Raw genomic sequence first — 16,152 nt, 5'->3', positions numbered from 1 at the left:
CTTATTCAACACCAAAGCGGCTTCCTGCGAAGGCATGAGGCTTCTTTGTTGTTGATCAGGATCTCTTGATCAATCGGCTGTTCTTTAAAAATTCATAGAGTCGAATCAGCGTTGCTGATGGAAACTGCACATTCGTAAAGGTTTAGTGCAGACCGTGCCATCAGCAACATAGAATTTTTGATTGCGTCAAAAGAAACTTCAATTTCGAGTCAAATCGAATTTTGAATGTAACGGCATAACGCGCCAGGTGAAAGACCTGGCAATTCCTTGATTGACTTTGGTTTCCGTGAGGAAACGTCAAAGTTATAGGGTCAAGTGAATAAGAGCACGTGGTGGATGCCTTGGCAATGATAGGCGACGAAGGACGTGATAGCCTGCGATAAGCTTCGGGGAGCTGGCAAATTAGCTTTGATCCGGAGATTTCCGAATGGGGAAACCCACCGAAAGGTATCGCATGATGAATACATAGTCATGCGAGGCGAACCGGGTGAACTGAAACATCTCAGTAGCTCGAGGAAAAGACATCAACCGAGATTCCGAAAGTAGTGGCGAGCGAAATCGGAGAAGCCTGTTAGTGATAGCACAAGACATAACGGAACAGCTTGGAAAGGCTGGCCATAGCGGGTGATAGCCCCGTACGTGAAATGACCTGTGTGGTACTGAGCTAACGACAAGTAGGGCGGGACACGAGAAATCCTGTCTGAATATGGGGGGACCATCCTCCAAGGCTAAATACTCATCATTGACCGATAGTGAACTAGTACCGTGAGGGAAAGGCGAAAAGAACCCCGGGAGGGGAGTGAAATAGATCCTGAAACCGCGTGCTTACAAAAAGTAGGAGCCTCGTAAGGGGTGACTGCGTACCTTTTGTATAATGGGTCAGCGACTTACATTCAGTGGCAAGGTTAACCGAATAGGGAAGCCGTAGAGAAATCGAGTCCGAATAGGGCGATCAGTCGCTGGGTGTAGACCCGAAACCAAGTGATCTATCCATGGCCAGGATGAAGGTGCCGTAACAGGTACTGGAGGTCCGAACCGACTAGTGTTGCAAAACTAGCGGATGAGCTGTGGATAGGGGTGAAAGGCTAAACAAACTTGGAAATAGCTGGTTCTCTCCGAAAACTATTTAGGTAGTGCCTCAAGTATTACCATCGGGGGTAGAGCACTGTTTTGGCTAGGGGGTCATGGCGACTTACCAAACCAAGGCAAACTCCGAATACCGATGAGTACAGCTTGGGAGACAGAGCACCGGGTGCTAACGTCCGGACTCAAGAGGGAAACAACCCAGACCGCCAGCTAAGGTCCCTAAAATTGGCTAAGTGGGAAACGAAGTGGGAAGGCTAAAACAGTCAGGATGTTGGCTTAGAAGCAGCCATCATTTAAAGAAAGCGTAATAGCTCACTGATCGAGTCGTCCTGCGCGGAAGATGTAACGGGGCTAAGCCAGTTACCGAAGCTGCGGATTTGCAATTTATTGCAAGTGGTAGGAGAGCGTTCTGTAAGCCTGTGAAGGTGCGTTGTAAAGCGTGCTGGAGGTATCAGAAGTGCGAATGCTGACATGAGTAGCGTTAAAGGGGGTGAAAAGCCCCCTCGCCGTAAGCGCAAGGTTTTCTACGCAACGTTCATCGGCGTAGAGTGAGTCGGCCCCTAAGGCGAGGCAGAGATGCGTAGCTGATGGGAAACAGGTCAATATTCCTGTACCGATATATAGTGCGATGTGGGGACGGATCTTAATAGGTCATCCGGGTGTTGGATATCCCGGTTTAGTTGGATGTAGGCGTGCATTAGGCAAATCCGGTGCACATATACCGAGGCCAACGATCGAGCCAGCTTGCTGGTGAAGTGACTGAACGAGGTTCCAGGAAAAGCCACTAAGCTTCAGCTATATACGACCGTACCGCAAACCGACACTGGTGCGCGAGATGAGTATTCTAAGGCGCTTGAGAGAACTCAGGAGAAGGAACTCGGCAAATTGACACCGTAACTTCGGAAGAAGGTGTGCCCTATTAGTGTGAAGTGAACAACGGAGCATGAATGGGTTGCAAAAAATCGGTGGCTGCGACTGTTTATTAAAAACACAGCACTCTGCAAACACGAAAGTGGACGTATAGGGTGTGACGCCTGCCCGGTGCTGGAAGATTAAATGATGGGGTGCAAGCTCTTGATTGAAGTCCCAGTAAACGGCGGCCGTAACTATAACGGTCCTAAGGTAGCGAAATTCCTTGTCGGGTAAGTTCCGACCTGCACGAATGGCGTAACGATGGCCACACTGTCTCCTCCTGAGACTCAGCGAAGTTGAAATGTTTGTGATGATGCAATCTCCCCGCGGAAAGACGGAAAGACCCCATGAACCTTTACTGTAGCTTTGTATTGGACTTTGAACAGATCTGTGTAGGATAGGTGGGAGGCTTTGAAGCAGGGTCGCTAGATCTTGTGGAGCCAACGTTGAAATACCACCCTGGTGTGTTTGAGGTTCTAACCTAGGTCCATTATCTGGATCGGGGACAGTGCATGGTAGGCAGTTTGACTGGGGCGGTCTCCTCCCAAAGCGTAACGGAGGAGTTCGAAGGTACGCTAGTTACGGTCGGACATCGTGACGATAGTGCAATGGCATAAGCGTGCTTAACTGCGAGACTGACAAGTCGAGCAGATGCGAAAGCAGGACATAGTGATCCGGTGGTTCTGTATGGAAGGGCCATCGCTCAACGGATAAAAGGTACTCTGGGGATAACAGGCTGATACCGCCCAAGAGTTCATATCGACGGCGGTGTTTGGCACCTCGATGTCGGCTCATCTCATCCTGGGGCTGTAGCCGGTCCCAAGGGTATGGCTGTTCGCCATTTAAAGAGGTACGTGAGCTGGGTTTAAAACGTCGTGAGACAGTTTGGTCCCTATCTTCCGTGGGCGCTGCAGATTTGAGGAAGCCTGCTCCTAGTACGAGAGGACCGGAGTGGACACACCTCTGGTGTATCGGTTGTCACGCCAGTGGCATTGCCGAGTAGCTAAGTGTGGAAGAGATAACCGCTGAAAGCATCTAAGCGGGAAACTCGTTTCAAGATGAGATCTGCCGGGGCCTTGAGCCCCCTGAAGAGTCGTTCAAGACCAGGACGTTGATAGGTCAGGTGTGGAAGCGCAGTAATGCGTTAAGCTAACTGATACTAATTGCTCGTGCGGCTTGACCCTATAACTTTGATCAGTCTGATCAAGGTGTTATGCCAAGTTGACGCATTCAAAACAATTCGCCAAAAGCTGATTCCAAACTCTATGAATTCGTTTGATTGATCATGTGATCAGTCAGACAACCCTTTATGCCTGATGACCATAGCGACGTGGTACCACTCCTTCCCATCCCGAACAGGACAGTGAAACGCGTCAGCGCCGATGATAGTGCGGGTTCCCGTGTGAAAGTAGGTCATCGTCAGGCTCTTACAGCCCAGAAACCCCCAGTCAGAAATGACTGGGGGTTTTTGCTTTGGAGGGACGCAATCAGGAAGCGAACTAGGTATTGCGAATACCTGGAGTGCTCATCTCAGCTGCGCCTGCGGCAACCAATTCCGCCAAGATCTCCTTAGTCAATTGATCTAAATCGACAGCGCCGAAAAAGCGTGATCGAATGGCTTCGAGATAAGCGGTACTCCGCAACCAGGTATTCCAATCCGCGGCAGAGATCGATTGCACCTCCAGCAGCTTGAACTTCATCAACACCTTGATGGCGTGCCGTGCGTGTTTCACGGGATCGCGCTGCAAGCCATCGAGTCGCCGACGCGCGACGGACAAGGCCTTATCGACGTCATCGAAGACAGCGCCATGCCCCGGAATCACCTGCCTCGGTGCAAGCTCCCCAATCAGATCCAACGTAGCGCCCACATCTTCGAACGACGGTTCGCCGGCCAGCTCGGGAAACGCAATGCCAAATCCGTTCTCCCACAGGGCATCCGCTGAAATCAGCGTCCGTGATTCCGCGTCGAACAGAATGACCGAATGAGGATCGTGGCCTGGTGCGGCATGCACCTGCCACGGCCTGTCCCCGAGCACGCATTCCGTCCCAGGCTGCAGCAACCCCGTAAAGCCAAATCGTGGACACGTCTGCCCCGTAGCCAAGAAACTCAACCCGCGTTGATCCCAACGCTCCACCAGTGCAGCCTCGCCTGGCGGAATGTCCGTGCGAGCCAATGGATAGCGCGCCTGCAGCGCCGCGTTCCCCCCGCAATGGTCGCTATGGAGATGCGTATTCAGGATGCGATCAAGCGGCCGCTCCTTCAGCACCGATTCGACCAAGGCCAAGGTCTGATCGGCATGCGTCGCATACCCCGTATCGACCACAGCCCTCTCTTCATCGCCTACGAACAGCACATTGTTCGAAGACAACCATCCTCGCTCAAACACAATGACATTCGCCGGCAGCCCGGCGCTCGCCGACGAATGACTCATTCAGGCGACTGCAGCTGTGCGAAGCTCACGGCGCAGGATCTTCCCCACATTGGTTTTCGGCAGCGATTCCCGGAACTCGATGTGCTTCGGCCGCTTGTAGCCCGTGAGCTGCGAGTGACAGTACTGGAGCACGGCATCTTCGGTCAGCGTCGGGTCCCTGCGGACCACGAAGACCTTGATGGCCTCGCCCTGTTTCTCATCAGGCACACCCACCGCCGCGCACTCCACAACGCCAGGGCACAACGAAATCACGTTCTCGAGCTCGTTCGGGAACACGTTGAAACCGCTCACCAGAATCATGTCTTTCTTGCGGTCGACGATGCGGCTGTAGCCGTCTTCCTGCATCACGGCGATATCTCCGGTGCGCATGAAGCCGTCCGTGGTGAACGCTGCTGCAGTCTCGGCGGGCTGGTTGTAGTAGCCCGTCATCACGTTCGGCCCCTTGATGCAGAGCTCGCCAGACTGACCGATCGGCAGCGAATTTCCGTCATCGTCCTTGATCGCGATCTCAATGCTGGGCAACGGTAGCCCAATCGTTCCGGTGAACTTCGTGTTCGATACCGGATTGTTCGTCCCGATCGCGCAGGTCTCACTCATGCCCCAGCCTTCGATCATCGGACAGCCGGTGGCCTCGAACCACTTGCGCGCCGTACCTTCCGAGGCCGCCATGCCGCCTGCCTGCGAAACGAACAGCGTCGAGAAGTCGATCGATTTGAACTCTGGGTGCATCAATAGCGCATTGAACAGCGTGTTCACCGCCGGCAGCATGTGGAACGGCCGCTTCTTCAGCACAGCAATGAACTTGTTGAAGTCCCGCGGGTTCGGGATCAGCGTCATGTGCGAACCCTGGCGGATCACCAGCAGGCACAGCGTCAGCGCGAAGATGTGATACAGCGGCAGCGCCGCGATGCTGTTGACCTTCGCGAGGTCACCGGCGCGCGACAGCGCCGGCGTGAACCAGGCCTCGGCCTGCAGCGTTGCCGCCACGATGTTGCGATGGGTCAGCACCGCGCCTTTCGACAGGCCGGTCGTGCCGCCCGTGTACTGCAGGAACGCGATCGAATCGAGCGTGCTCTGATCGGGCCCCAGCGTGCGGCCGCGTCCTTCGGAGATGGCCTGGGTGAAGGGCGTCACCGTGCGCCCATCGCTCAACGGCAACTTGTAGGCCGGCACGAGCTTCGCCAGATGGCGCACCGCCACAGTGATCCACGCGCCGTACAACCCACCCAGCAGGTCGCCCATCGACGTCATGACCACGTGCTTCACGGGCGTGCGCTCGATCACCTTTTCAAGCGTTGCCGCGAAGTTCTCGAGGATGACGATGGCCGTTGCCCCGGAGTCCTTCAGCTGGTGCTCCAGCTCCCGCGCCGTGTACAGCGGATTGACGTTGACGCAGGTGTAGCCCGCACGAAGCACGCCGCACATGGTGACCGCAAACTGCGGAATGTTGGGCAGCATGATCGCCACGCGCGCCCCAGGCTCGAGCCCGCGCGACTGAAGCCAGGCGCCCATTGCCTTCGACAGCGTGTCGAGCTCCCCGTAGGACATCCAGCGCTCCATGCAGACTGAGAACGGCCGGTCGGCATAACGGCCGAAGGCCTCGTCGAACATGTGAGGCAACGACCGGTACTGCTCGGGATGAATCTCGTGCGGCACGCCAGCCGGATAGTTTTGTTGCGCGGATGTTGTCTGCATGCAAGCTCCTTTGGCGCGGATTGTGGGAGGCAGTGCGCCTCCGCCGCCAGCGGGCTTGTCCTAGGGGGCGGGTGTGTGCTGTCGCGCGCGCGATAGCTGCGCGGCGCGACTCACAACCCTTCAGGAATTCAGGCCTTGCCCGATTCGCCCGGTAGCAGCACCCCGGCTTCGATATCGGATGCGACCTTCAGTGACTCGTACAACGGCGTGAAGTCGGGCGCCGTGAAGTCGAACAGTTGGGCGAAGCTGTCGATCACGAAATAGTTGGCTTGGTAGGTGTCGATCTTGTAGCGCGTGCGCATGGTGCGCAGCAGGTCCAGCGGCAGCCGGCGCGGCTCGTCGCTGAGCACCGCGTGCTTCAGTTCGCCCACCGAGCTCAGGATGCCGGCGCCGTAAGCGCGCAGGCCGTCTGGTTGGCGGATCAGCCCGAACTCCACCGTGTACCAGTAGAGCCGCGCGAGCTTCTCGCCAGCGCCCAGTTCGTGCGCCTTGATGCCGCCTGCGCCGTAGCGCTGCACGTAGTCGGCAAAGGTCGGGTCGAACAGCATCGGCACGTGGCCGAACAGGTCATGGAACACGTCGGGCTCGACGATGTAGTCGAACTCTTCGGGCTTGCGGATCCAGTCGGTCACCGGAAACTTGCGGTTCGCGAGCAGCGTGAAGAACGGCAACTCCGGAATCAGCCCCGGCACCGCCACGATCTCCCAGCCCGTTGCGCGGTGCAGCCGTTCGTTGAGTTCCTCGAAGCGCGGGATGCGGTCCTTCACGCCGAGCGAAGGCAGTGCCTTGATGAAGGCGTCGCAGGCCAGCCCCGGCAACTGCGCTGCCTGGCGCTCATAGAGCCGGCGGTACGTGTCGTGATCGGCTTCCGTATAGCTGGCCCAGTCCTGCGGGCAGGTGTAGTCGGCCAGCACCGCGCCGCCGCGCGAGTAGTCGCCGCGGGGCGGGCGGTCCGAGGCGCCGTAGACGGCAGGGGTGACAACAGCGGCAGGGGTTTCCATGAGATCGGTCTTGAGTTACTTGAGCCAGCGGTCCATCGTGCGCTGGAAGTCGCCGCCGGCTTGCTGCAGGTGCAGCCATTGGTCGACATACGACTTGAAGGCCACGTCGTCGCGCGGCAGCATCCAGGCCATTTCGCCGTACTGCAGCGGCTTGTCGGGGTTGATCGCGCACAGGCCCGGCTTGAGCTTCTGCTGCGTGATGGCCTCGGCCGCTTCGGTCACGAACACGTCGGCGCGGTTGGCGAGGATCTCGTCGAAGATCGTCACGTTCTCGCCGTGCAGCGTGAGCTTGGCTTGCTTGAAATTGGTCCGGGCGAAGCGTTCGTTGCTGCCGCCCGGGTTGAAGATGACGCGCACCGACGGCTTGTCGATGGCGGCCACGCTCTGGTACTTGGACACGTCCGCGCAGCGCGCAATGGGCGTCTTGCCGTTGACCATGTAGGGGGCGCTGAAGAAGGCGCGCTTCTGCCTGTCGGTGGTGACCGACACGCCGCCCACGGCGATATCGCACTTGCCGGCGCTCAGGTCGGGCAGCAGGTTGGCCCAGGTGGTCTTGACCCACTCGGGCTTCGCGCCAAGGCTGGCGCTGAAGCCAGTCATCAGGTCGACGTCGATGCCCTCGAAGGCGCCGTCCGTCTTCTGGAAGCTGAAGGGCTTGTAATCGCCCGGCGTGCAGATGCGCAGCACCGCGGCCTTCTGCACCGCATCGAGGTGCGAGCCGGCCACCGGCGCGGCCGCCGGTGCCATGGCACAACCCGAAAGAACGGCGGCAGCTGCCGCGATGAAGGTCAAACCGATTGAAGACGTACAGCTGCGCATGCGGGCTCCAGAAGCAATAAGGGAAGGGGCCCTTATTTTGCGGCGCTCAGCACGCCGCGGCGCATCTGGTCGAGCTCGATGCTCTCGAACAGCGCCTTGAAGTTGCCGTTGCCGAAGCCGTCGTCGCCCTTGCGCTGGATGAACTCGAAGAAGATCGGGCCCAGCTGGTTCTCGCTGAAGATCTGCAGCAGCAGCGCGTCCTTCTTGCCGTCGATCAGGATCTTGCGCTTTTGCAGCTCTTCCACGCTCTCGCCGTGGCCGGGGATGCGCTTGTCGACCAGCTCGTAGTACGTGTCGATGGTGTCGAGCAGCGTCACGCCGTTGGTGCGCAGCGCGTCGACCGTGCTGTAGAGGTCGTCCGAGCCCATCGCGATGTGCTGGATGCCTTCGCCTCGGTACATGTCCAGATACTCCTGGATCTGGCCAGCCTGTTCCTTGCCCTCTTCGTTGATCGGAATGCGAATCTTGCCGCAGGGGCTGGTCATGGCCTTGCTCTTCACGCCCGTCACCTGGCCTTCGATGTCGAAGTATTTGATCTCGCGGAAGTTGAAGAGCTTTTCGTAGAAGCCGGCCCAGACGTTCATGCGGCCGCGATACACGTTGTGCGTCAGGTGGTCGATGTAGGTCAGGCCGTTGCCGAACGGCGAAAGCGCCTGTTCCGGCGCAACGCCTGGCAACGCCTCGAAGTCGACGTCGTAGAAGCCGATGTTGCCGATGTCGCCGGGCTTCGCACCGTTCTTGCCGGGCCAGCGGTCCACCAGGTAGATCAGGCTGTCGCCGATGCCCTTGATGGCGGGAATGTTCAGTTCGCCGGGACCGGCCTTGTCGGCAAAACCCCATGCGCCGAGTGCCGTGGCGCGTTCGTAGGCTTGCTTGGCATCCTGCACGCGGAAGGCGATGGCGCACACGCTCGGACCGTGCTCGCGAGCGAACTTCTGCGCGAAGGAATCGGGCTCCGCGTTCAGGATGAAGTTGATCGTGCCTTGGCGGTACAGCAGCACGTTCTTGTGGCGGTGCTTGGCCACGGCCTTGAAGCCCATGCGTTCGAACACCTTGCCCATGGCGACCGGATCGGGTGCCGCGTACTCGATGAATTCGAAGCCGTCGGTGCCCATGGGGTTCTCCCAGGGCGTGAAGGCGGGTGCGTCGGCTTGGCTCATGTGCGGTCTCCGGTGGGGTGGAAATTGAATGAATAAGGCGCTAAATCGGCCGGTCATGCAATGTAGGGTGGATGCCTCTCAGGTTTTCTGCGTTTCCGGGCGCTCATGGTGGCTCTTGCGCAGTAAAACTGCAAGAATGATGAAATGGAAGCTCTGGACAAGATTGATAGGATGATTCTGCGCACGCTGCAAGCAGACGGGCGCGCAACCTACGACCAGATCGCGGAGCAGGTGAGCCTGTCGCCCAGCGCCGTGCTGCGGCGGGTCAAGCGCCTGGAAGAACACCGCGTGATCGACCGCTACGTGGCCCTGGTCCAGCCCGAAGCCATCGGCCTGGGGCTGACCGCCTACCTCAACGTGCGGCTCGAAAAGCACACCGAGACCCACAAGCGCAACCCGATGGACCTGTTTCGCGCCAGCGTGCAGACCTGGCCGGAGGTGGTCGAATGCGCCGCGCTCACCGGCGACATGGACTACCTGCTGCGCGTCGTGGTGGCCGACATGGCCCACTACAGCCGCTTCATCATGGACACCCTGCTCAAGCACCCCAGCGTGGAAGACTGCAAGACCAGCTTCGTGCTGGACCGTGTCAAAGCCACAACAGCTGTTCCGGTTTAGCTACATCTGGTTGCGTGAGCGCCACGTCCCTCGGTACTGGTTCACGAATGTGTCCCGCGATTGACCCTGTGGACTTGTTGTTTAAGGGAAAACCCTTACATTTGAGCCATGCTTACCGCCAAGACCCTTCTCAAAGCGTCTCTCGGCCTCGGCTCTTTCCTGAAAGCGCCGATGGTTGAAGCGCAACCACGCGCCGTCAGCGCGCCTCAACCCGTCATGGTGCCGATCCGCTCGATCGGCCCGCGCGAACGGGAGCGCATCGCCCGCCACCTGCTCGAACTCACCCCGCACGACCGCTACCTGCGCTTCGGCTACGCGGCGGCCGACGAACAGGTCCAGCGCTACGTCGACAGCCTCGATTTTGAGCGCGACGAGCTCTTCGGCATCTACAACCGCCGCCTCGACCTGATCGCGATGGCGCACCTGGCCTTCGCGCCCGGCGATGAGCACAGCGACTGCGCCGAATTCGGCGTGTCGGTTTCGGCGCACGCTCGCGGCCGGGGCTACGGCGCCCGCCTGTTCGAGCGCGCCGTGGTCGTGGCCCGCAACGAAGGCGTGGGCATGCTCTTCATCCATGCGCTGAGCGAAAACGCCGCCATGCTGAAGATCGCCCGCAACGCCGGCGCCACCGTGGTGCGCAGCGGCTCCGAAGCCGAAGCCCACCTGGAGCTGCCCAGCGCCACCTTCGACAGCCGCATGAGCGAAATCGCCCTGGAGCACTACGCCGCGGTCGACTTCGCGCTCAAGAGCCGCGCCAAGCAGTTCTGGGCCTTCCTGGCCAGCCTGCAGGAAGTGCGCAGCGGCATGCGCGACGCCCGAAAAAAATCGGCTCCCTGAGGGAACGCGGCGCCTCCAACCGGCTTATGCCAGCCGTGGGGTAGAGCGTGTCACACGCAATCCGGTATCCTTGTCCCTCCTCAACTAAGCCCTCCCGCAGTGGCCGACCCTCACCCTGAACGCGCTCCCGTTGAACGGGAAGACAAGCGCGGCTTTCTCCAGAAGCTCGCCGAATTCATCCACCCCGGTCCCGACTCGCGCGACGAGCTGATCGAAACCCTGGCGGACGCCGAGGACAACGAGGTGATCGGCGCAGAGTCGCGCGTGATGCTCGAAGGCGTGCTGCGCATGGCCGACATGACCGCCGGCGACGTCATGGTCGCCGCGCCGCGCATGGACCTGGTGAACATCGACGCGCCGTTCGATGCACTGCTGCACCTCATCATCGACACCGCGCACTCGCGCTTCCCGGTGTACGAGGGCGAAAAAGAAAACATCATCGGCATCCTGCTGGCGAAAGACCTGCTCAAGCTGCAGCGTGCGCCGGGCCTGAACATCCGCGCGCTGCTGCGCCCGGCGACCTTCGTGCCCGAGAGCAAGGGCCTGAACGACCTGCTGCGCGAGTTCCGCGGCAACCGCAACCACCTGGCCATCGTCATCGACGAGTTCGGCCGCGTGGCCGGGCTCATCACCATCGAGGACGTGCTCGAGCAGATCGTCGGCGAGATCGAGGACGAGTTCGACATTGCGGAAGACGAGGGCGACATCTTCGGCCTTGCCGACCACACCTACCGTGTTTCGGGCGACACGCCCATCGAGCGCGTGGCCGAGGCCTTCGGCATCGTCTTCGACGAAGAACAGCTCAGCGAAGACTTCGACACCATCGGCGGCCTGATCGCGCACGAGATGGGCCACGTGCCCAAGCGCGGCGAGCACCATGCGATCGGCGGCTTCGACTTCGTGGTGCTGCACACCAAGGGCGGCGCGGTGCGCTGGTTCAAGGTGTCCCCGGCCCGCGGCGGCGACGCGGCCGACTGATGCGCGGCGCGCCGGCTTCCTCTTCCGCCAACCTGTTCCGCCTGCTCGGCTTCGGTGTCGCCGGGCTCGCGCAGGCGCTTTCGATGGCTTCGCCCGTGGGCGGCAAGCCGCTGTGGTGGCTGCAGCTGCTGTCGCTCGGTGCGTTCGTGTGGCTGCTCGACGGCCTGCGGGCGCAGGGCGCGGGCTGGCGTCGGGCCGGCCTGCACAGCTGGCTGTTCTCCACCGCCTGGCTCACCGGCAGCTTCTGGTGGCTCTTCATTTCAATGCACACCTACGGCGGGCTGCCCGCGCCGCTCGCGGCCATCGCCGTGCTGGCGCTGGCCGCGGCGCTGGGGCTGTACTACGCGGTTGCTGCTGCCTGGTTCGTGGTGCGCGGTCCGAAGGGGCGGGTAACGGGCGCGCTCGTCTTCGCTGCGCTGTGGACGTTGGCCGAGCTTGTGCGCGGCAGCTGGTTCACGGGCTTTCCGTGGGGCGCTGGCGGCTATGCGCATGTCGAAGGTCCGCTGGCCGCGCTCGCGCCGTGGGTCGGTGTCTACGGCATTGGTGCCGCGGCTGCGCTGGTCGTTGCGCTGGTCGCGCTGCATCGACCCGTTCGCGGCCTGGAGCTTGCGCAGGGGCTGGTGCTGATCGCGCTGGTGTTCGCGGTGCCGCATCTGGTGCCATCACTGAATGGCGACGTTCAGGGCGCCAAGGGTTCGACCGGCAAGCTCCAGGTCGCGCTCCTGCAGGGCAACATCCCGCAGGACGAAAAATTCATTCCCGGCGGCGGCATAGAAACTGCGCTGCGCTGGTACGGCGAACAGCTGCGCGATGCCAGGGCCTCGCTCGTCGTGACGCCCGAAACCGCCTTGCCGCTGCTGCCGCAGCAGTTGCCGGCCGGCTACCTCGATGCGATCCAGGCGCGCTACAGCCAGGGCACGCAGGCCGCCATCGTCGGCCTGCCGATGGGTGGGCAAGGCAGCTACAGCAACTCGGTGCTTGGCTTCCAGCCCGGCGCTGTGCAGCCCTACACGTACAGCAAGCACCACCTGGTGCCTTTCGGCGAGTTCATTCCACTGGGCTTTCGCTGGTTCATCCAGATGATGAACATCCCGCTCGGCGACTTCGAGCGCGGCGGGCTCGCGCAGGCGCCTTTCGTCTGGCAGGGCCAGCGCATCGCGCCGAACATCTGCTATGAAGACTTGTTCGGCGATGAGATCGGCGCGAACTTCCGCGACGAGGCCACGGCGCCCACCATCCTGCTCAACGTGAGCAACATCGCGTGGTTCGGCGACTCGGTCGCCATCGACGAGCACCTGTCGATCTCGCGCATGCGCGCCCTCGAGTTCGCGCGGCCGATGGTGCGCTCCACCAACACCGGCGCCACGGTCGTGATCGACGCCGAAGGCCGAGTGACGCACGAACTGCCGCGCCTCACGCGCGGCGTGCTCGAAGCCAGCGTCGAGGGCCGTCGGGGCCTCACGCCCTATGCGCGCTGGGTGGCGCCATTCGGCCTCTGGCCGCTGTGGATATTGGCGATGGCCATCGTGGCAGCAGCCTTCGTGCAAGGCCGCCGCCAGCGCTGAATCTCAGGCGGCGGGCGCAGCCTTCACCGGCCAGTCGCGCAGCTTGCCGGGGTTCAGCAGGCCCATCGGGTCGAAGCGTTTCTTCACCGCGATGACCTCGGGCGGCAACGGCCCGCCGGCCTTGCCGTCTTCCACGATGTTCACGTGCGGGTTGTTGATGTGCACGTCGTGCTCGCGATGGATGCGGATGATCTCGTTCAGCCGCTCCTCGGTGCTGAAGCGCACCAGCTGCAGCCCGCTGCAGGTCATGAGCCCCGCCACGTTGCGCAGGAACTCGATGTGCATCATCACCTCGCCGCCCAGCAGCTTCTCCATCTCGATGACCTGTTCGACGTGCCTGCCGGGAATGAACCCGCTCTGCAGGTAGGTCAGCGTCGGGTCGATCTTCAGCGCGTGCAGCGTCGTGTGGTTCCAGGTGAACTCCATCAGCGTGCGGTTGCTCTTCTGCACCTCGTCGGCCGTCTTGCGGTAGCTCACGGTACCGCCGTGCGCTTCTACCAACAGCATCATCGCGGGCTCGCTCGACTCGGCCACCAGCGACAGCACCGTGTGGCAGCCCTTCGGCAGGTGCGCGGCCAGCTGCGCGAGGTGGTCGGAGATCGGCGCTGCGAAGAATGAGATGCCGCGCTTCACGATGCCCGGCGCGTGTGCGAGCTTGTCCGCGAAGTTCAGCGTGTTCTCGAAGTCGTCGAAAGTCACCAGCGTTTCGAGCCATGGATGCGCGGGCGCCAGCGCAATTTCCAGCTCCAGCACGAGGCCGTTGGTGCCCCACAGGTGGTGCATGCGCATCGCCTCGGCGCCGCGCAGTTCAACCACCTGCGGCTCGGCCTCGATGGTCATCGCGCGAATGCCAAGCACATTGCCCGGCGCACCCAGCGGTCCGTAGTTGATCGAGCCCACGCCGCCGAAGCCGCCGCCGAACAGGCCGCCCAGCGTCGCACTGCGGTAGGTCGAGGGCACGCAGCGCATTTCCTGCCCCGTGGGCTTCGTCTGCTTCTCCAGCTCGCCCAGGCGGATGCCGGCCTGCGCCCGCGCCACGCCGGGCCGCACCCACAGGCAGGTGTTGTAGCCCGTCATGTCGAGCACCACGCCGCCGGCCAGCGGGGTGGTCTGGCCGTAGTTGCCGGTGCCGCTTCCGCGGATGGTGATCGGCACGCAGCGGCGCGCGCAGGCACCGACCACCGCGCGAATCTCTTCCTCGGTGCGCGGGCGCACGACCACGTCGGCGCGCTTGTCTTTCAGCTGGCGCGTGAGGACGGGGCTGAACCAGGAGAAGTCTTGCGACAGCCGTGTGACGCGGCTTTCATCGGTGATCCAGTCGAGATCGGGCAGCTCGAGCAGCAACTGCTCGATGGCGCTGTCGAGCGTGAGGGTGGGAGCATTCATGGTCAAGGTTCAATCCTGGGAAAGTTCGCTCGCGTGCCACGAGCCCAGCGCCAGCTTGGTCAGCCAGGCCATCAGCACGAAGAGCGCGACACCGGTCAGAGAAATGAGCAGCAGGGCCGCGAACATGCGCGGAATGTTCAGCTGGAAGCCCGCCTGCAGGATCTGATACGCGAGCCCCGCGCCCGAGCCACCCGTGCCGGCCACGAACTCCGCCACCACCGCGCCGATCAGCGCAAGGCCGCTTGAAATGCGCAGGCCGCCGAAGAAGTACGGCAGCGCGCTCGGAATGCGCAGCCGCACCAGCTGCTGCCAGCGTGTTGCGCGGTTCAGCTTGAAGTAGCTCTGCAGGTCGGGATCGATGCTGCGCAGGCCGAGCGTGGTGTTGCTGATGATCGGGAACAGCGCCACCAGCGCCGCGCACACCGTCATGGCCGCCACCGGGTTCTTCACCCAGATGATGATCAGCGGCGCCACCGCCACGATGGGCGTCACCTGCAGCAGCACTGCGTACGGAAAGAGCGCGGTCTCGATGCGCTTGCTCTGCACGAACAGGAACGAGATCAGCACGCCCGCCACGGTGGCCAGCAGGAACGACAGCACCGTGATCTTCAGCGTGACCAGCAGTGCATTGCCCAGCGGTGCCCAGTCGGTCACCAGCGTCTGCATCATCAGGTAGGGCGAGGGCACGAGGTAGGGCGGCAGTTCCATTGCCACCACCATCCATTGCCACAGCGCGACCAGCACCACGCCGATCAGCACTGGGTAAAGCACGCGCTGCACGCGCGGCTGGTTCAGCAGGGGCGTGGCTTTCACTTTTGTCATCGCGCGGTCTCCTCGTCGGCGCTGCTGGCGCGCAGCAGGCTGTCCTGCAGCCGCTTGGCGTAGCGCGCGAACTCGGGCGTCACCATGAAGTCGGCGCTGCGCGGATAGGGTTCGTCGATGCGGAACTCTTCCACCACGCGGCCCGGCCGCGCGGCCATCATCACCACGCGGCTCGACAAAAACACCGCCTCGTGAATCGAGTGCGTCACGAAGATCACCGTGAGCTTCTTCTTGCGCCACAGCTCCAGCAGGTCGGCATCGAGCTTGTGGCGCGTGATTTCGTCGAGTGCACCGAAGGGCTCGTCCATCAATAGCAGGTCGGGCTGCGTGACGAGGCCGCGCGCAATCGACACGCGCATCTGCATGCCGCCCGAGAGCGCACGCGGCAGCGCATCGGCAAACTTCTCGAGTCCCACCAGCGCGAGCGATTCCATCACCCGCGCATCGGCCTCCTTGCGCGGCACGCCGGCCAGGTCAAGCGGCAGGCGCACGTTGGTCCGCACGCTGGCCCACGGCATCAGCGTGGGCGACTGGAACACGAACGACAGCTTGTGCGGGCAATCGTGAAGCTGCGCCACGGGCCTGCGCCACACCAGCAGCCGGCCGTCGCTGGGTTCGAGCATGCCCGCCACCATCTTCAGCAGCGTGCTCTTGCCGCAGCCCGAGGGGCCCAGCAGCGTGACGAATTCGCCCTCGGCGATCGACAGGTCCACCGGCAGCAGCGCCTGCGTGCCGTTGGGATACGTCTTCTCGGCCGAGAGCACTTCCACCGCGGGCATGGCAGGCGCCGTTGGCGGCGCGAGGGTGTGAGGTTCGATGCGATTCATGAAAGGCTGAGGCT

Annotated in this window: 12 protein-coding genes and 2 rRNA genes; 6 read left to right on the top strand and 8 right to left on the bottom strand. The window is 61.7% G+C overall.

Annotation, left to right across the window (positions count from 1 at the left end; genetic code table 11):
* Window positions 1-309: 309 nt before the first annotated feature.
* Together ACTG4X_RS31580 and rrf are read left to right on the top strand one after the other, a co-directional pair.
* Window positions 310-3,182, top strand: a 23S ribosomal RNA gene (locus ACTG4X_RS31580).
* Window positions 3,183-3,310: 128 nt separating this feature from the next.
* Window positions 3,311-3,423 (top strand): 5S ribosomal RNA (rrf, locus tag ACTG4X_RS31575).
* Window positions 3,424-3,497: 74 nt separating this feature from the next.
* On the opposite strand, the gene ACTG4X_RS31570 is transcribed toward rrf, so the two are convergent.
* The 5 genes from ACTG4X_RS31570 to hppD all read right to left on the bottom strand — a co-directional run bounded on the left by ACTG4X_RS31570 (window position 3,498) and on the right by hppD (window position 9,105).
* Window positions 3,498-4,430, bottom strand: a complete 933-nt coding sequence (locus ACTG4X_RS31570; protein ID WP_097197873.1) for an MBL fold metallo-hydrolase — start codon at window positions 4,428-4,430, stop codon at window positions 3,498-3,500.
* Entirely contained in the window at window positions 4,431-6,125 is a 1,695-nt protein-coding gene (locus ACTG4X_RS31565) for an AMP-binding protein (RefSeq protein WP_097197874.1), read from the bottom strand. It lies immediately after the preceding gene.
* A gap of 128 nt (window positions 6,126-6,253) precedes the next feature.
* Window positions 6,254-7,126: a phenylalanine 4-monooxygenase gene (gene phhA, locus ACTG4X_RS31560; protein ID WP_093177222.1), complete on the bottom strand. Its 873-nt coding sequence runs from the start codon at window positions 7,124-7,126 to the stop codon at window positions 6,254-6,256.
* A 15-nt stretch (window positions 7,127-7,141) separates the two neighbouring features.
* The gene (locus ACTG4X_RS31555; RefSeq protein WP_097197875.1) at window positions 7,142-7,945 is read right to left on the bottom strand and encodes a transporter substrate-binding domain-containing protein; all 804 of its coding nucleotides are present in this window, start codon (window positions 7,943-7,945) and stop codon (window positions 7,142-7,144) included.
* A 32-nt stretch (window positions 7,946-7,977) separates the two neighbouring features.
* Window positions 7,978-9,105 (bottom strand): 4-hydroxyphenylpyruvate dioxygenase, encoded by a 1,128-nt coding sequence (gene hppD, locus ACTG4X_RS31550; protein ID WP_093059826.1) that lies wholly within the window; start codon window positions 9,103-9,105, stop codon window positions 7,978-7,980.
* A gap of 144 nt (window positions 9,106-9,249) precedes the next feature.
* On the opposite strand from hppD, the gene ACTG4X_RS31545 reads away from it, so the two are divergent.
* The 4 genes from ACTG4X_RS31545 (at window position 9,250) to lnt (ending at window position 13,103) form a co-directional block, all read left to right on the top strand.
* The gene (locus ACTG4X_RS31545; RefSeq protein WP_093059828.1) at window positions 9,250-9,723 is read left to right on the top strand and encodes an Lrp/AsnC family transcriptional regulator; all 474 of its coding nucleotides are present in this window, start codon (window positions 9,250-9,252) and stop codon (window positions 9,721-9,723) included.
* A gap of 108 nt (window positions 9,724-9,831) precedes the next feature.
* Window positions 9,832-10,560: a GNAT family N-acetyltransferase gene (locus tag ACTG4X_RS31540; protein ID WP_093059830.1), complete on the top strand. Its 729-nt coding sequence runs from the start codon at window positions 9,832-9,834 to the stop codon at window positions 10,558-10,560.
* Between the two features lie 99 nt (window positions 10,561-10,659).
* Window positions 10,660-11,538 (top strand): HlyC/CorC family transporter, encoded by an 879-nt coding sequence (locus ACTG4X_RS31535; RefSeq protein ID WP_007836122.1) that lies wholly within the window; start codon window positions 10,660-10,662, stop codon window positions 11,536-11,538.
* Window positions 11,538-13,103: an apolipoprotein N-acyltransferase gene (gene lnt / locus ACTG4X_RS31530; protein ID WP_440532816.1), complete on the top strand. Its 1,566-nt coding sequence runs from the start codon at window positions 11,538-11,540 to the stop codon at window positions 13,101-13,103. Before ACTG4X_RS31535 ends, lnt begins: the two co-directional genes overlap by 1 nt.
* Before the next feature lie 3 nt (window positions 13,104-13,106).
* On the opposite strand, the gene ACTG4X_RS31525 is transcribed toward lnt, so the two are convergent.
* Genes ACTG4X_RS31525 through ACTG4X_RS31515 form a run of 3 tightly spaced genes read right to left on the bottom strand, consistent with a single transcriptional unit; the run spans window position 13,107 to window position 16,138 of the window.
* Window positions 13,107-14,489: an FAD-binding oxidoreductase gene (locus ACTG4X_RS31525; RefSeq protein ID WP_440532815.1), complete on the bottom strand. Its 1,383-nt coding sequence runs from the start codon at window positions 14,487-14,489 to the stop codon at window positions 13,107-13,109.
* A 9-nt stretch (window positions 14,490-14,498) separates the two neighbouring features.
* Complete coding sequence (locus tag ACTG4X_RS31520; RefSeq protein WP_177142370.1) at window positions 14,499-15,311, bottom strand: ABC transporter permease; 813 nt, start codon at window positions 15,309-15,311, stop codon at window positions 14,499-14,501.
* The gene (locus ACTG4X_RS31515) at window positions 15,308-16,138 is read right to left on the bottom strand and encodes an ABC transporter ATP-binding protein (RefSeq protein WP_093059836.1); all 831 of its coding nucleotides are present in this window, start codon (window positions 16,136-16,138) and stop codon (window positions 15,308-15,310) included. Before ACTG4X_RS31515 ends, ACTG4X_RS31520 begins: the two co-directional genes overlap by 4 nt.
* Window positions 16,139-16,152 lie beyond the last annotated feature (14 nt).

The organism is Variovorax sp. YR566, assembly GCF_051992195.1.
Taxonomy (GTDB): Bacteria; Pseudomonadota; Gammaproteobacteria; order Burkholderiales; family Burkholderiaceae_C; genus Variovorax.
This window is presented reverse-complemented; position numbering and strand designations above follow the sequence as displayed.

Excerpts from the sequence above, each read along its gene's own strand:
- ACTG4X_RS31570 (WP_097197873.1), bottom strand. The coding sequence starts at position 4,430 with ATGAGTCATTCGTCGGCGAGCGCCGGGCTGCCGGCGAATGTCATTGTG.
- ACTG4X_RS31565 (WP_097197874.1), bottom strand. The coding sequence starts at position 6,125 with ATGCAGACAACATCCGCGCAACAAAACTATCCGGCTGGCGTGCCGCAC.
- phhA (WP_093177222.1), bottom strand. The coding sequence starts at position 7,126 with ATGGAAACCCCTGCCGCTGTTGTCACCCCTGCCGTCTACGGCGCCTCG.
- ACTG4X_RS31555 (WP_097197875.1), bottom strand. The coding sequence starts at position 7,945 with ATGCGCAGCTGTACGTCTTCAATCGGTTTGACCTTCATCGCGGCAGCT.
- hppD (WP_093059826.1), bottom strand. The coding sequence starts at position 9,105 with ATGAGCCAAGCCGACGCACCCGCCTTCACGCCCTGGGAGAACCCCATG.
- ACTG4X_RS31545 (WP_093059828.1), top strand. The coding sequence starts at position 9,250 with ATGGAAGCTCTGGACAAGATTGATAGGATGATTCTGCGCACGCTGCAA.
- ACTG4X_RS31540 (WP_093059830.1), top strand. The coding sequence starts at position 9,832 with ATGCTTACCGCCAAGACCCTTCTCAAAGCGTCTCTCGGCCTCGGCTCT.
- lnt (WP_440532816.1), top strand. The coding sequence starts at position 11,538 with ATGCGCGGCGCGCCGGCTTCCTCTTCCGCCAACCTGTTCCGCCTGCTC.
- ACTG4X_RS31525 (WP_440532815.1), bottom strand. The coding sequence starts at position 14,489 with ATGAATGCTCCCACCCTCACGCTCGACAGCGCCATCGAGCAGTTGCTG.
- ACTG4X_RS31520 (WP_177142370.1), bottom strand. The coding sequence starts at position 15,311 with ATGACAAAAGTGAAAGCCACGCCCCTGCTGAACCAGCCGCGCGTGCAG.
- ACTG4X_RS31515 (WP_093059836.1), bottom strand. The coding sequence starts at position 16,138 with ATGAATCGCATCGAACCTCACACCCTCGCGCCGCCAACGGCGCCTGCC.